The 15,276-nt window shown below is 68.6% G+C and carries 10 protein-coding genes; 9 read left to right on the forward strand and 1 reads right to left on the reverse strand.

Annotation, left to right across the window (positions count from 1 at the left end):
- From AC3WQR_RS20140 to gshB, 9 genes are all read left to right on the forward strand, one after another.
- The coding region (locus AC3WQR_RS20140; RefSeq protein ID WP_492743266.1) for an FAD-dependent oxidoreductase at positions 1 to 1,453 on the forward strand (1,453 nt) is incomplete at its 5' end.
- Positions 1,454 to 1,540: 87 nt separating this feature from the next.
- Complete coding sequence (leuS, locus tag AC3WQR_RS20145; RefSeq protein ID WP_492743267.1) at positions 1,541 to 4,171, forward strand: leucine--tRNA ligase; 2,631 nt, start codon at positions 1,541 to 1,543, stop codon at positions 4,169 to 4,171.
- Positions 4,172 to 4,206: 35 nt separating this feature from the next.
- The gene (locus tag AC3WQR_RS20150) at positions 4,207 to 4,728 is read left to right on the forward strand and encodes an LPS-assembly lipoprotein LptE (RefSeq protein ID WP_062477729.1); all 522 of its coding nucleotides are present in this window, start codon (positions 4,207 to 4,209) and stop codon (positions 4,726 to 4,728) included.
- Positions 4,729 to 4,751: 23 nt separating this feature from the next.
- Complete coding sequence (gene holA / locus AC3WQR_RS20155) at positions 4,752 to 5,822, forward strand: DNA polymerase III subunit delta (protein WP_062477727.1); 1,071 nt, start codon at positions 4,752 to 4,754, stop codon at positions 5,820 to 5,822.
- 64 nt (positions 5,823 to 5,886) lie between these two features.
- The gene (locus AC3WQR_RS20160) at positions 5,887 to 7,179 is read left to right on the forward strand and encodes a glutamate-5-semialdehyde dehydrogenase (protein ID WP_307636103.1); all 1,293 of its coding nucleotides are present in this window, start codon (positions 5,887 to 5,889) and stop codon (positions 7,177 to 7,179) included.
- 184 nt (positions 7,180 to 7,363) lie between these two features.
- Complete coding sequence (gene gshA / locus AC3WQR_RS20165) at positions 7,364 to 8,680, forward strand: glutamate--cysteine ligase (protein WP_062477724.1); 1,317 nt, start codon at positions 7,364 to 7,366, stop codon at positions 8,678 to 8,680.
- Between the two features lie 156 nt (positions 8,681 to 8,836).
- Positions 8,837 to 10,705 (forward strand): potassium transporter Kup, encoded by a 1,869-nt coding sequence (locus AC3WQR_RS20170; RefSeq protein ID WP_159273598.1) that lies wholly within the window; start codon positions 8,837 to 8,839, stop codon positions 10,703 to 10,705.
- 41 nt (positions 10,706 to 10,746) lie between these two features.
- Positions 10,747 to 12,030: a benzoate/H(+) symporter BenE family transporter gene (locus AC3WQR_RS20175; protein WP_492743268.1), complete on the forward strand. Its 1,284-nt coding sequence runs from the start codon at positions 10,747 to 10,749 to the stop codon at positions 12,028 to 12,030.
- Entirely contained in the window at positions 12,030 to 12,983 is a 954-nt protein-coding gene (gene gshB, locus AC3WQR_RS20180) for a glutathione synthase (RefSeq protein WP_492743269.1), read from the forward strand. Before AC3WQR_RS20175 ends, gshB begins: the two co-directional genes overlap by 1 nt.
- Here gshB and AC3WQR_RS20185 read toward each other — a convergent pair whose 3' ends face one another.
- Complete coding sequence (locus AC3WQR_RS20185) at positions 12,984 to 15,209, reverse strand: TonB-dependent receptor (protein ID WP_492743270.1); 2,226 nt, start codon at positions 15,207 to 15,209, stop codon at positions 12,984 to 12,986.
- Between the last annotated feature and the right edge of the window lie 67 nt (positions 15,210 to 15,276).

Below are 15,276 nucleotides of genomic sequence, written 5' to 3' on the forward strand. Positions count from 1 at the left end.
CTCCCCCTCCGCCCCACCCATCGGCCTTGCCGCGCTCGAACGCCGGCTCGCCCAGGACCTCGACTACCTCGGCTGGCCCGCCCGCGCCTGGGTGCCGCCGCGCCAGGTCGACGGCGAACCCGTGCTCGACGTGGCCATCATCGGCGGCGGCCAGGCCGGGCTGGCCGCGGCGGGCGCGCTGGCGCAGCAGGGCATCCGCGCGGTGGTCTTCGACCGCGCGCCGGCCGGGCGCGAAGGCCCCTGGGCCACCACGGCGCGCATGGAAACCCTGCGCTCGCCCAAGGAGCTCACGGGCCCGGCGCTGGGGTTGCCCTCGCTGACCTTCCGCGCATGGTTCGAGGCCCAGTTCGGCACCGAGGCCTGGGCCGCGATGGACAAGATCCCGCGCCTGCAATGGATGGACTACCTGGTCTGGTACCGCCGCGTGATGGGCGTGGACGTGCGCAACGACACCGCTGTTACTGGCTTGCAACCGTTGCCCGACGCCAGCGCCGTGCGCCTGGACCTGCGCACGCCCGAGGGCGAGCGCCGCGTGCTGGCGCGCCGCGTCGTGCTGGCCACCGGCCGCGACGGCCTGGGCGGCCCGGCCGTGCCGGCGTTCGTGGACGGCCTGCCGCGTGCCAAGTGGGCGCATTCCTCCGACGAGATGGACTACGCGCGCCTGAAAGGCCTGCGCGTGGGCGTGGTCGGCGCGGGCTCCTCGGCCATGGACAGCGCCGCCACCGCGCTCGAAGCGGGCGCGCACAGCGTCGAGCTGCTGATCCGCCGGCCCGACCTGCCGCGCGTCAACAAGGGCAAGGGCGCCGGCGTGCCGGGGCTCACGCAGGGGCACTACGACCTGCCCGACGAACTGAAATGGCGCATCCGCCACTACATCAACGTGCTGAACGTGCCGCCGCCGCACGGCAGCACGCTGCGGGTGTCGCGGCACGCCAACGCTTTCTTCAACTTCGGCTGCCCCATCCTGGCCGTGGCGCGGCAGGGCGAGGCGCTGCGCGTGACCACGCCGAAAGGCGCTTTCGAATTCGACTTCCTGATCGTGTCGACCGGTTTCCAGGTCGACTGGGCCGCCCGCCCCGAATTCGCGGGCATCGCCGCGCACATTCGTACCTGGAAAGACCGTTTCACGCCCGCGCCCGGCGACGAAGACCGCGAACTGGCCGATTCGCCCGACCTCGGTCCGGCCTTCGAATTCCAGGAAAACGCGCCCGGCGCCTGCCCGGGCCTCGCGCGCATCCACTGCTTCTGCTACCCGGCGGCGCTGTCGCACGGCACGGTGTCGGGCGACATCCCGGCCATCAGCGACGGCGCGCGGCGCCTGGCGGCGGGGCTTGCCAGCCTGTTCTACCGGGAAGACGCGGCCCACCACTGGGCGAATCTGGAGGCCTACAGCGAGCCGGAACTGTTCGGCGACGAGTGGACGCCCGCCCCGCCGCCGCAGGAAAGGGCCTGATTCCGGCATGGGGCCCGGGGGACGATCACGCACGGCGCGATAATCCGCCTTCCCGGCCGCCGTCGAGCCGGGCCCTGCCGAGATGTCATGAACCCCAGCTACAAACCCAGCGACGTCGAGTCCGCTGCCCAGGCGCAATGGCGCGCCGCCGATGTCTACCGTGTCACCGAGGACGCGAGCCGCAAGAAGTACTACGCCTGCTCGATGCTGCCGTACCCGAGCGGCAAGCTGCACATGGGCCATGTGCGCAACTACACGATCAACGACATGCTCACGCGCTACCTGCGCATGAGCGGCTACAACGTGCTGATGCCCATGGGCTGGGACGCCTTCGGCCTGCCGGCCGAGAACGCGGCGCTGAAGAACGGCGTGCCGCCGGCCAAGTGGACCTACGAGAACATCGCCTACATGAAGGGCCAGCTCCAGGCCATGGGCCTGGCGATCGACTGGAGCCGCGAGATCGCCACCTGCGATCCGAGCTACTACAAGTGGAACCAGTGGCTGTTCCTGAAGATGCTCGAGAAGGGCATTGCCTATCGCAAGACCCAGGTCGTGAACTGGGACCCGGTCGACCAGACCGTGCTGGCCAACGAGCAGGTGATCGACGGCAAGGGCTGGCGCACCGGCGCCACCGTCGAGCGTCGCGAGATCCCCGGCTACTACCTGAAGATCAGCGACTACGCCGAAGAACTGCTCGAGCACACCCAGCACAAGCTGCCGGGCTGGCCCGAGCGCGTCAAGCTGATGCAGGAAAACTGGATCGGCAAGAGCGAAGGCCTGCGCTTCGCCTTCACGCATGACATCCGGGACGCGAGCGGCAAGCTCATCCAGGACGGCCGCATGTACGTGTTCACCACGCGCGCCGACACCATCATGGGCGTTACCTTCTGCGCCGTCGCGCCCGAGCACCCGCTGGCCGCGCACGCCGCCACGCTCGATCCCAAGGTCGCGGCCTTCATCGAAGAATGCAAGGGTGGCGGCACGACCGAGGCCGAGCTCGCCACGCAAGAGAAGAAGGGCGTGCCCACGGGCCTGACCGTGAAGCACCCGATCACCGAGGAGCAGGTGCCGGTGTGGGTCGGCAACTACGTGCTCATCGGCTACGGCGACGGCGCCGTGATGGGCGTGCCCGCGCACGACGAGCGCGACTTCGCCTTCGCCAACAAGTACGGCATCGAGATCATCCAGGTCGTGCTGGTCGACGACGAGCCGCACTTCGACTATCACAAGTGGCAGGACTGGTACGGCGACAAGCAGCGCGGCGTGACCATCAACTCCGACAACTTCAGCGGCATGACCTACAAGGAGGCCGTGGCCGCCGTGGCGCATGCGCTGGGCCAGAAGGACCTGGGCGAGCTGCAGACCACCTGGCGCCTGCGCGACTGGGGCGTGAGCCGCCAGCGCTACTGGGGCACGCCGATCCCGATCATCCATTGCGAAGAACACGGCGCGGTGCCGGTCCCCGAGAAGGACCTGCCCGTGGTGCTGCCGACCGACTGCGTGCCCGACGGCTCGGGCAACCCGCTGGCCAAGCACGAAGGCTTCCACGCCGGCGTGACCTGCCCGGTGTGCGGCAAGGCCGCGCGGCGCGAGACCGACACGATGGACACCTTCGTCGATTCGTCGTGGTACTTCATGCGCTACTGCGACCCGACCAACGACAAGGCCATGGTCGCCGAAGGCGCCGACTACTGGATGCCGATGGACCAGTACATCGGCGGCATCGAGCACGCGATCCTGCACTTGCTGTACGCGCGCTTCTGGACCAAGGTCATGCGCGACCTGGGCCTGGTGAAGGCCGACGAGCCCTTCGCCAAGCTGCTCACGCAGGGCATGGTGCTCAACCACATCTTCTACAAGCGCAACGAGAAGGGCGGCAAGGACTACTTCCCGCCGCTCGAAGTCACGGCGGTGCTCGACGCACAGGGCCGCATCACCGGCGGCACGCTGGCCGACGGCACCAAGGTCGAGTACGGCGGCGTGGGCAAGATGGGCAAGAGCGAACGCAACGGCGTCGACCCGCAGGACCTGATCGAGAAGTACGGCGCCGACACCGCGCGCCTGTACACCATGTTCACCGCGCCGCCCGAAGCCACGCTCGAGTGGAACGACGCGGCCGTCGAAGGCAGCTACCGCTTCCTGCGCCGCGTGTGGAACTACGGCGTGGCCCAGGCCGACGTGGCGCCGGTGGCGCTCGCCGGCCAGAGCTTCGGCAAGCCCGCCCAGGCGCTGCGCCGCGAGGTGCACACCGTGCTGCGCCAGATCGACTACGACTACCAGCGCATGCAATACAACACGGTGGTGTCGGGCGCGATGAAGCTGCTCAACGCGCTCGAGGGCTTCAAGTCCGACGGCAGCGCGGGCGACGCGGCCGCCGCGCGCGAGGGCTTCGGCATCCTGCTGCGTTGCCTGTACCCGGCCACGCCGCACATCGCGCACCAGCTGTGGCAGCAGCTCGGCTACGACAAGGCCTCGGGCGACCTGCTCGACGCCCCCTGGCCCGTGGTCGACGTGGCCGCGCTGGCGCAGGACGAAGTCGAACTCATGCTGCAGGTCAACGGCAAGCTGCGCGGCAAGCTGCTGGTGCCGGCCGGTGCGTCCAAGGACGAGATCGAGCGGCTGGCACTCGCCTGCGACGACTTCGTCAACTTCGCCGAAGGCGCGCCGGCCAAGCGCGTGATCGTGGTGCCCGGGCGCCTGGTCAACGTGGTCATCTGAACCCGACACTGCAGAACGACGGAAACGACAGACGCATGAACATTCGCAATGCCTCGCAGCCGCGCCGCGGCTTTCTCCTGGGCCTCGGCGTGGCAGGCGCTTCGCTGGCCCTGTCCGGCTGCGGCTTCGCGCTGCGCAAGGCGCCGAACTTCGCGTTCAAGACGCTGTCGCTCGAAGGCAATACGGCGCTCATCAACCAGCTGCGGCGCGAGCTGCGCGCGGCCGGCAACGTGACGCTGGTGCCCAAGGAAGAGGCCAGCACCGCCGACGCCGTGCTGGTCGTGCTGGGCGAGGACCGCGACCGTTTCGTGATCTCGACCAACTCCGCCGGCCTGCTGCGCGAACTGCAACTGCGCCTGCGCGTGCGCTTCAGCCTGCGCACGCCGGGCGGCAAGGAATTGCTGCCCGCGTCCGAGGTCTCGCAGACGCGCGACCTGAGCTTCAACGAAACCAACGCGCTGGCCAAGGAAGGCGAGGCCGACCTGCTGTTCCGCGACATGCAGGCCGACATCGCGCAGCAGCTGATGCGCCGGCTGGCGGCGGTGCAGTCCCTGTAAGCGTCGCTTCCGTTCTTTTTTCAATGCAACTTGCCAGTGCCCAGCTCGGCGCCCACCTGCAAAAGGGCCTGAAGCCGCTTTACACGATCCACGGCGACGAGCCGCTGCTCGCGCAGGAGGCGGCCGACGCCATCCGCGCCGCCGCGCGTGCGCAGGGCCACACCGAGCGCAGCTCGTACACCGTGGCCGGCGCGCACTTCGACTGGAGCGCGGTGCTCGCGGCGGGGGGCTCGCTCTCGCTGTTCGCCGACAAGCAGATCGTCGAGATCCGCATTCCCTCGGGCAAGCCCGGCAAGGACGGCAGCGTCGCCCTGCAGCAGCTGGCCGAGGGGGCGCCCGGCAACGACAGCACGCTCACGCTGGTGATGCTGCCGCGCCTGGACAAGGCCACGCGCACCGGTGCGTGGTTCTCGGCGCTGGAGAACAACGGCGTGAGCATCCAGGTCGACCCGATCGAGCGCGCCGCGCTGCCGCAATGGATCGCCCAGCGCCTGGGGCTGCAGAACCAGCGCGTGATGCCCGGCGACGAAGGCCAGCGCACGCTGCAGTTCTTTGCCGACCGCGTCGAAGGCAACCTGCTCGCCGCGCACCAGGAAATCCAGAAGCTCGCGCTGCTGCACCCGGCCGGCGAGCTGAGTTGGGAGCAGGTCGAGGGCGCCGTCAACAACGTGGCGCGCTACGACGTGTTCAAGCTGTCCGAGGCCGTGCTGGCCGGCAACCCGCAGCGCGTGGCGCGCATGCTCGACGGCCTGCAGGCCGAGGGCGAGGCCGAGGTGCTGGTGCACTACACGATCGCCGAGGACATCCGCGCCCTCAAGCGCGTGAAGGACGCCATGGCCGCCGGCCGTCCGCTGCCGATGGCGCTGCGCGAGAACCGCATCTGGGGCCCGCGCGAGCGCGCCTTCGAGCGCGTGCTGCCGCGCCTGGACGACCGCATGCTGACCCGGCTGCTGCGCGCGGCCCACCTGGTCGACGGCATCTGCAAGGGCCTGAAGCAGCCCGACTGGCCCGCCAGCGGCTGGCAGGCGCTGCAGCGGCTGGCGCTGATGCTGTGCCGCGCCTGCAGCACGGCTGCGGCGCCGCGCCGGGCCTGACGTCGATCGCCATCAAAAGGCCCGCGTCAGCCGGGCCGAAGGTCCGCGTGGGAAAATGCCGGTCATGAACGCGTTCAACGTCAGCGAGCACATGCAGACCCTCGGTCTGCAAGCCAAAGCCGCTGCATTCCTCATGGCCCGTGCGGATGCAGCTACCAAAAACAGAGCACTGAAGGCGCTGGCCCGGCGCCTGCGCGAAGCCGGCCCCGCGCTGGCCGTCGCCAATCAAAAGGACCTGGAGCGCGCCACGGCCGCCGGCCTGTCGGCCCCGATGGTCGACCGGCTCAAGCTCACGCCCAAGGTCCTGGAGACCGTGGCCGAGGGCTGCGAGCAGCTCGCCGGCATGGCCGACGTGATCGGCGAGATCATCGGCATGAAGCAGCAGCCCAGCGGCATCCGCGTGGGCCAGATGCGCGTGCCGATCGGTGTCTTCGGCATGATCTACGAGAGCCGTCCCAACGTGACCATCGAGGCCGCGAGCCTCGCGATCAAGAGCGGCAACGCCGCTATCCTGCGTGGCGGCTCGGAAGCCATCGACTCGAACAAGGCGCTGGCGCTGCTGGTGTCCGAGGCGCTGGCCGAAGCCGGCCTGCCGGTCGATGCGGTGCAACTGGTGCAGACCACCGACCGCGAGGCCGTGGGCCAGCTCATCGCCATGCCCGAGTTCGTCGACGTGATCATTCCGCGCGGCGGCAAGGGCCTGATCGAGCGCATCAGCCGCGACGCCAAGGTGCCCGTCATCAAGCACCTGGACGGCAACTGCCACGTCTACGTGGACGACACGGCCGAGTTCGACATGGCGCTGCGCATCGTCGACAACGCCAAGACCCAGAAGTACAGCCCCTGCAACGCCGCCGAAGGCCTGCTGGTGGCGGCCTCGGTGGCCGACCACTTCCTGCCCGAGATCGCCGCCATCTTCGCCGCCAAGGGCGTCGAGATGCGCTGCGACCCGGCCGCCGCCGCGATCCTGCGCGCCAGCGAGGCGCACCATCCGCAGGCGAAGGTGATCGATGCGGTCGAGTCCGACTGGTCCGAGGAGTACCTGGCCGCCGTCATCAGCATCAAGGTGGTGGCGGGGCTGGACGAGGCCATTGCGCACATCAACCGCTACTCGAGCCACCACACCGACGCCATCGTCACGCGCGACCACATCAACGCCCAGCGCTTCCTGCGCGAGGTCGATTCGGCCAGTGTGATGGTGAATGCGAGCACGCGCTTCGCAGACGGTTTCGAGTACGGGCTGGGCGCCGAAATCGGCATCAGCACCGACAAGTTCCACGCGCGCGGCCCGGTCGGCATCGAAGGCCTGACCTCGCTCAAGTACGTGGTGCTGGGGCAGGGCGAAGTCCGCGGTTAATCGGGGTCCGAAGGGCCGGGGCCATCGGGCCGGCGGCGCGGCGAGGCCCGTGCCGCGGTGTTCTTGCAACGTGTGTTGTGGATTGGGGTGCTTTGTTCTCTTTGGCTGCTTGTCATCGGGCGCGCCATCCCCAAATCCTACAATTCCACTCCACCTTTAAGCACAAAACCAACAAGGCCGCTGCATGGTTCCGCATCTCGTCACTGCCCTGACCGGCCCGATCAACGAACTGGAGCAGCGGGTGCTCGACTCGATGCCCGCCATCGAGCGCTGGTTCCGCCTCGAGTGGATGGAGCACACGCCGCCGTTCTACAGCGCCGTCGACATCCGCAACGCGGGCTTCAAGCTCGCCCCGGTCGACACCAACCTGTTTCCGGGCGGCTGGAACAACCTCACCAAGGAAATGCTGCCGCTGGCGGTGCAGGCCGCGCAGGCGGCCATCGAGAAGATCTGTCCGGAGGCGCGCAACCTGCTCGTCATTCCTGAAAACCACTCGAAAAACACCTTTTATCTCGCCAACGTCGCGCAATTGGTGCGCATCTTCCACATGGCGGGCCTCAATGTGCGCATCGGCTCGATCGATCCGGCCATCAAGTCGCCCAAGAAGATCGAGCTGCCCAACGGCGAGACCGTGACGCTCGAGCCGGTGGTGCGCTCCAAGCGCCGCCTGGGCCTGAAGAATTTCGATCCCTGCACAATTTTGCTCAACAACGAGCTTTCTGCAGGAACGCCCGGCATCCTCGAAGACCTGCACGAGCAGTACCTGCTGCCGCCGCTGCACGCGGGCTGGTCGGTGCGCCGCAAGAGCAACCACCTGCACAGCTACGAAGAGCTGTGCAAGCGCTTCGGCAAGCTGCTGGGCATCGACCCCTGGCTGATCAACCCGATCTACGCGCGCGCCGAAGGCGTCGACGTGGCCGAGGGCCGCGGCATCGACGTGCTCACCAGCCATGTCGACGCGGTGCTCACCAAGGTGCGCCGCAAGTACAAGGAATACGGCATCAACGAGAAGCCCTTCGTGGTCGTCAAGGGCGGCCACAGCGGCAGCGGCAGCCCCGGCGTCGTGACCGTGCGCGACGCCAAGGAGGTCGAGGCGCTGATCGGCAAGTCGCGCACCGCCACCTCGTCGCCCGCCAAGACCAGCGCCGGGCGCGACCTGCGCGAGCCCACCGAGCTGATCGTGCAGGAAGGCGTGCTGACCAACGAGCGCGTGCACAACGGCGTGGCCGAGCCGGTGGTCTACATGATGGACCGCTACGTGGTGGGCGGCTTCTACCGCGTGCACGCCGAGCGCGCCGCCGACGAGAACCTCAAGCAGCCGGGCGCCAGCTACGTGCCGCTGGCCTTCTCGGAAAGCGCGCAGCTGCCGCAGCCGGGCGCCAAGCCAGGCGCCAGCGCCCCCAACCGTTTTTACATGTATGGCGTGGTGGGCCGTCTGGCCATGGTCGCGGCCAGTTACGAGATGGAAGCGACCGACCCGGACGCCGAAATCTACGAATGAGCGGCGGGGGCGGGTTGCGGCGTCAGCGGGCAACGGCAAAATAGCGGCCCCACAGCAACGGAACCAAAAGGGCGGAGGGATGCGCGGCACGGCCGCGGCACCCCGGCGTGACTGACGCGTCGATCATTGCGAGCCAACCTTTTCCCATCGACCCCCGTGTCAGCCCCCAAAAACATCTCTGCCGGCCTCATCGTCGGCGCCATCGGCGTCGTCTATGGCGACATCGGCACCAGCGTTCTCTATGCGGTCAAGGAAGTCTTCGGTCACGGCCATGTGCCGTTCACCGTGGAGAACGTCTACGGCATCCTGTCGATGTTCTTCTGGACCCTCACGGTCATCGTCTCGATCAAGTACGTCGTGCTCGTGCTGCGCGCCGACAACGAAGGCGAGGGCGGCCTGGTCGCGATGCTCGCGCTGGCCTCCCAGGCCGTGGCCGACAAGCCGAGGCTGCGCCAGCTGCTCCTGATCGTCGGCATCTTCGGCACCTCGCTCTTCTACGGCGACGGCGTGATCACGCCGGCCATCTCGGTGCTCTCGGCGGTCGAGGGCCTGGAGGTGGTGTCGCCGCACTTCAAGCACTACGTGATCCCGATCACGCTGGTCGTGCTGTTCTGCCTGTTCGCGGTGCAAAAGCGCGGCACGGCGGGCATCGGCAAGTTCTTCGGCCCCGTCACGCTGGCGTGGTTCGCGGCCATCGCCGTGCTGGGCGTGTGGCAGATCGCGCACCACCCCGAGATCATCAAGGCGCTGAACCCCTGGTACGCGCTGAAGTTCATCTGGGACAACCCGGGCACCAGCTTCATCCTGCTGGGCGCCATGGTGCTGTGCGTGACCGGCGCCGAGGCGCTGTACGCCGACCTGGGCCACTTCGGCAAGAAGCCGATCCGCATCGCGTGGTTCTCGGTCGTCATGCCGGCGCTCACGCTCAACTACCTGGGCCAGGGCGCGCTGCTCCTGGAGAACCCCGAGGCCGTGAAGAACCCGTTCTTCATGATGGCGCCTGAATGGGCGCTGATTCCGCTGGTGCTGCTGGCCACGCTCTCGACGGTGATCGCCTCGCAGGCCCTCATCACCGGCGCCTTCAGCGTCACGCGCCAGGTGATCCAGCTGGGCTACCTGCCGCGCCTGAACATCGAGCACACCAGCGTGCGCACTGCGGGCCAGATCTACATCCCGCTGGTCAACTGGGGCCTGTTCGTCGCCATCGTGATGGCGGTCGTGATGTTCCGCACCTCGAGCAGCCTGGCCGCGGCCTACGGCATCGCGGTGACCACCGACATGCTGATCACCACGATCCTGACCTTCTTCGTGATCCGCTACGCCTGGAAGCTGCCGCTGGCGCTGTGCATCGCCTCGACCGCGATCTTCTTCGTGGTCGACTTCCTGTTCTTCGCTTCGAACCTGCTCAAGCTGTTCGAAGGCGGCTGGTTCCCGCTGCTGATCGGCGGCGCCGTGTTCACGCTGATGGTCACCTGGAAGGAAGGCCGCCGCCTCATGGGCGAGGCGCAGCACGCCGACGCGATCGACCTGAAGTCGTTCCTGGGCTCGGTGTTCATGAGCCCGCCCGCGCGCGTGGACGGCACGGCCGTGTTCCTCACGGCCGAACCGGGCGTGGTGCCCAACGCGCTGCTGCACAACCTGAAGCACAACAAGGTGCTGCACGAGCAGAACATGTTCGTCACCGTGCGCAACCACGAGGTGCCCTGGATTCCGATGGACAAGCGCATCGAGATCGAGGCGCTGGGCAACCACTGCTGGCAGGTGATCGTGCACTACGGCTTCAAGAACGACATCGACCTGCCGCGCGCGCTCGACAACGCGCGCATGCGCGGCTGCCAGCTCGAGCCGATGACGACCAGCTACTTCCTCTCGCGCGACGTCGTGATCCCCACGCTGGGCAGCGGCATGGCGCCCTGGCGCGAGAAGCTGTTCGCGCAGATGCACCACAACGCGAGCGGTGCGGCGGCCTTCCTGGGCCTGCCCAACAACGCGGTCGTCGAGCTGGGCTCGAAGATCGAGATCTGAGGCACGCGGCGCCAGAGCGCGCGCCCCGGCAGAATCGCGGCATGCGATTCTTCAAGGACCTGAGCCTTTCGGCCTTCACCGCGGGCTTCGTCGCCGTGCTCGTGGGTTTCACGAGTTCGGTGGCCATCGTGTTCCAGGCCGCCCAGGCCTTCGGCGCCACGCCCGAGATGGTGGCCTCGTGGATGTGGGCGCTGGGCATCGGCATGGGGCTGGCCTCGGCGCTGCCCTCGCTGTGGTGGCGCAAGCCCGTCATGATCGCCTGGAGCACGCCCGGTGCGGCCGTGCTGGCCGTGGCCGGCGCGGGCTACAGCATGGGCGAGGCGGTGGGCGCCTTCATCGTCTGCGCGGTGCTGATCGTGCTCGCGGGCGCCACGGGCTGGTTCGAGCGCGTGATGAACAAGATCCCGATGGCCATCGCCTCGGCGCTGCTGGCCGGCGTGCTCGCGCGCTTCGGCATCTCGGCCTTCACGGCGGCGCAGACCGCGCTGCCGCTGGTGCTGCTGATGCTCGCCACCTACCTCCTGGGCAAGCGCCTGCTGCCGCGCTATGCGGTGCCGCTCACGCTGCTGGTGGCCATCGCCTTCACGGCCGCGCGCGGCGAGCTGGCGTGGTCGGCCGTGCACTTCTCGCTCACCTGGCCGGTGTTCACGGTGCCGGTGTTCACCTGGCAGGCCATCGTGAGCCTGGCGCTGCCGCTGTTCGTCGTGACCATGGCCTCGCAGAACCTGCCCGGCGTGGCGGCGATCCGCGCCAGCGGCTACAGCGACCTGCCGGTCAGCAAGCTCATCACCATCAGCGGCCTCGCCACGCTGGTGCTCGCGCCCTTCGGCGCCTTCGCGCTCAACCTGAGCGCCATCACGGCCGCCATGTGCATGGGCCGCGAGGCGCACGAAGACCCGGCGCGGCGCTACACGGCGGCCGTGAGCTGCGGCGCCATCTACGTGGTGATAGGCCTGTTCGGCGCGGCCGTCACGGGCCTGCTCACGGCCTTTCCGAAGGAGCTGGTCGCGGCCATCGCCGGGCTGGCGCTGCTGGGCACCATCGGCGGCGGGCTGGCGGCAGCGGTGCGCGACGAGGCGCACCGCGAGGCCGCGCTCATCACCTTCCTGGTCACGCTCTCGGGCGTGACGCTGGCCGGCATCGGCTCCGCCTTCTGGGGCGTGGTGGCCGGCGCGGTGGCGCTGGCGGTGCAGCAGGTCGGCCGCGCACGGGTGCAGGTGCCCGTTGAAAAAGCCCCCGCCGGCAAGGACATCGCCGCTTCCGGCAACATGCCGCCAGAAACCCCCTCCACAGCCGCCGCTCCCGGCGCCGGAAAGAACGCCTGATGAAAAACATCCTCTTCGTCGCCGACCCGCTCGATCACTTCAAGATCTACAAGGACACGACTTTCTCGATGATGCGCGAGGCCCAGCGCCGCGGCCACCGCATCGCAGCCTGCCTGCCGCAGGACATCCAGTGGACCTCCGGCGGGCGCGTCTCGGCCGTGGTGCAGCAGATCACGCTCACCGGCGACGCCAAGGACTGGTACCACGTCGACATCGTCGAGTCGAAGGCGCTGAAGGACTTCGACGCCGTGCTGATGCGCAAGGACCCGCCCTTCGACGCCGAGTACATCTACTCGACGCACCTGCTGCAGCAGGCCGAGCGCGAGGGCGCGAAGGTGGTCAACTCGCCGCGCGCGCTGCGCGACCACCCCGAGAAGCTCGCGATCATGGAGTTTCCGCAGTTCGTCACGCCCACGCTGGTCACGCGCAGCGCGCAGGCCGTGCGCGACTTCCATGCCGAGCACGGCGACATCATCCTCAAGCCGCTCGACGGCATGGGCGGCATGGGCATCTTCCGCGTCAAGCAGGATGCGCTGAACCTCGGCTCCATCGTCGAGACGCTCAACAAGGACGGCGCCGAAACCATCATGGTGCAGCGCTTCGTGCCCGAGGTGACGCAGGGCGACAAGCGCATCCTGATCATCGCGGGCGAGCCGGCGCCCTTCGTGCTGGCGCGCATTCCGCAGGGCACCGAGGTGCGCGGCAACCTCGCGGCCGGCGGCAAGGGCGTGGCCCAGCCGCTCACGGCGCGCAACCGCGAGATCGCCGAAGCCATCGGCAAGGTGCTGGCGCCGCGCGGGCTGCTCCTGATCGGGCTCGACGTGATCGGCGACTCGGTCACCGAGATCAACGTGACCAGCCCGACCTGCTTTCAGGAGATCACCGAGCAGACCGGCTTCGACGTGCCGAAGATGTTCATCGATGCGCTCGAGGCGCACCTGGCCTCGGCCTGATCAGAAGTCGACCGACGCCGACAGCGTGAAGGTGCGCGGCGCGCCGAGCACCAGGTAGCCGTTGTTCGGGTAGCCGCCCACCGAGGCCCAGTAGTTGCGGTTGGTCAGGTTGTCGATGCGCGCGCGCAGCGTCACCAGCTTGCCGGCCACCTCGGTGAGGTAGCGCGCGCCGACATCGAAGCGCGTCCAGCCCGGCACGCGCAGCGTGTTGGCGGCGTCGGCGTAGCTCGGGCCCGTGGACACCATGCGGCCGTCCAGCGACAGGCCGCGCACGCCCGGCACGTCCCATTCCACACCCAGGGTGCCCTGCGTCTTCGCGATGCCGATGACGCGGCGGCCGTCGGTCGTGGCGTCGCCCGTGGCGCGCTGCTTGGCGTCCAGGAAGGTGATGCCGCCCATCAGGCGCACGCCCTTGGCCGCTTCGCCGAAGGCGGTCAGCTCCAGGCCCTGGTGGCGGTCGCGGCCTTCGGCCACGTAGTAGCCGGCGCTGTTGACGAGCGCGCGCGGCTTGTCGGTCGTGAAGAAGGCCAGGCCGCCGCCGATGCGGCCGCCGTCGAACTTGATGCCGATCTCTTTCTGTTTCGACACATAGGGCGACAGCTGCGTGCCCGCGTTGCGCACGGCGCCGCCGGTCGACACCGTGGGCGCCGTGGGCGCCGTGTCGCCCTTGCTCAGGCCCTCGATGTAGTTCGCGTACAGCGACACCTGCGGCTGCAGCTTGAACACGAAGCCGGCCATCGGGCTGGTGCGGCTCTTCTCGTAAGCGGTGGGCTTGCCGGTGTCGTAGGCGAAGTCGGTGCTTTCCAGCTTCTGGCGCCGCACGCCGAGCGTGAGCTGCGCGCGGTCGTCCAGGAAGGACAGCGTGTCGCCGATCGCCAGGCTGCTCAGGCGCGTCTGCGTCAGCAGCGCGGGGTTGTCCATGTCGTTGCCGCGGAACGCGCTCGCCGTGTAGGCCGGGATCGGGTAGCCGACGGGTGCGTACAGGTTGGTCTTCAGGGGGTTGAAGAAGTCCCACTTGTAGGCGTTCTTCTCCTTGAGCTGGTAGTAGGAGTACGAGGCCACCACCGTGTGGTTCACCGGGCCGGTCGTGAACTTGCCGCGCACGCCGGCTTCGGCCGTGCGGGTGCTGTCCTGGCGCTGGTTCTCGAAGCGCGACATGTTGCCCGCGCCGAGGTTGTTCGTGAGCGTGAGGCCGGCCAGCGAATTGCCTTCGTGGCTCTTGCGCGCGCCGCCGGCGATCCAGGCGGTCACGTTGTCGGTGAGGTCGTACTCGCCGCGCAGCGAGCCGAAGGTGTCGCGCTCGTTGGAGTAGGTCCAGGGCTGCGCGTAGTTGCGTTGGTTGTCGGGGGGCGACGGCACGCGGGTCACGCCGGCGCCGAGCGTCACGTTCGGGCGCGTGCGCGTGAGCCGGTGTTCCTGGTGGCCGATGTCGGCCGAGATGCGCGCGTTGCGGCTGCGCCAGTCGAAGCCGACCGAGGCCACGTCGAGCTTGACCTGCTCGGCGTCCACGCCGGTGCCGCCGTCGCGGTGGGCCGCGTTCAGGCGCACGCCCAGGCTCTGGTCGGGCCCGAAGCGGCGCGCGATGTCGGTCGACACATAGCTCTGCGAGCCGCTGGCCGTGCCGAGCGTGACCTGCGTGAGCGGGTCGTTCGGCGCGCGCTTGGGCAGCAGGTTGATGTTGCCGCCGATGCCGCCGCCCGTGGGCGTGGCGCCGTTCAGGAAGGCGCTCGCGCCGCGCAGCACCTCGACGCGCTCGAACAGCTCCGACGAGATGTACTGGCGCGGCAGCAGGCCGTACAGGCCGTTGTAGGCGATGTCGTCCGAATTCACCACGAAGCCGCGGATGAAGTACGACTCCTGGAAGTTGCCGAAGCCGCGCGCCACGCGCACCGAGGGGTCGTTCTGCAACACGTCGGCCACGCTCTTGGCCTGCTGGTTCTGGATCAGCTCGTGCGTGTAGCTGGTGCTGGAAAACGGCGAATCCATCATGTCCTGGTTGCCCAGGATGCCCACGCGCCCACCGCGCGCCACCTGACCGCCCGCGAAGGGCTTGGTGAGGCCTTCGGCCGAGGCGTCGGCGCTGGCCTCGACGGTGACGGTGCTCAGCGTGCCGCTGGCGGGGGCCGCCGGTTCGGCGGGCGGTGTCTGCGCCAGGGCCGTCAGGGCGTGAAGGGCCAGCAGCGAGGCGGCCACGGTCGGCCGGAGAAAGAAATGGGGAGCGGACATGAAAGATCGACCGAATGCAAATGAGAACAGTTATTGTTCATTTTTTGCACTCACTCATCGATACTTT

It is taken from the genome of Variovorax sp. FW305-3-2-15-B-LB1 (genome assembly GCF_058787635.1).

What these genes read in the sequence shown, in the direction of transcription:
- AC3WQR_RS20150 (WP_062477729.1), top strand. Translation starts at nt 4,207, where the DNA reads ATGAACATTCGCAATGCCTCGCAGCCGCGCCGCGGCTTTCTCCTGGGC.
- leuS (WP_492743267.1), top strand. Translation starts at nt 1,541, where the DNA reads ATGAACCCCAGCTACAAACCCAGCGACGTCGAGTCCGCTGCCCAGGCG.
- gshB (WP_492743269.1), top strand. Translation starts at nt 12,030, where the DNA reads ATGAAAAACATCCTCTTCGTCGCCGACCCGCTCGATCACTTCAAGATC.
- AC3WQR_RS20175 (WP_492743268.1), top strand. Translation starts at nt 10,747, where the DNA reads ATGCGATTCTTCAAGGACCTGAGCCTTTCGGCCTTCACCGCGGGCTTC.
- holA (WP_062477727.1), top strand. Translation starts at nt 4,752, where the DNA reads ATGCAACTTGCCAGTGCCCAGCTCGGCGCCCACCTGCAAAAGGGCCTG.
- AC3WQR_RS20160 (WP_307636103.1), top strand. Translation starts at nt 5,887, where the DNA reads ATGAACGCGTTCAACGTCAGCGAGCACATGCAGACCCTCGGTCTGCAA.
- gshA (WP_062477724.1), top strand. Translation starts at nt 7,364, where the DNA reads ATGGTTCCGCATCTCGTCACTGCCCTGACCGGCCCGATCAACGAACTG.
- AC3WQR_RS20185 (WP_492743270.1), bottom strand. Translation starts at nt 15,209, where the DNA reads ATGTCCGCTCCCCATTTCTTTCTCCGGCCGACCGTGGCCGCCTCGCTG.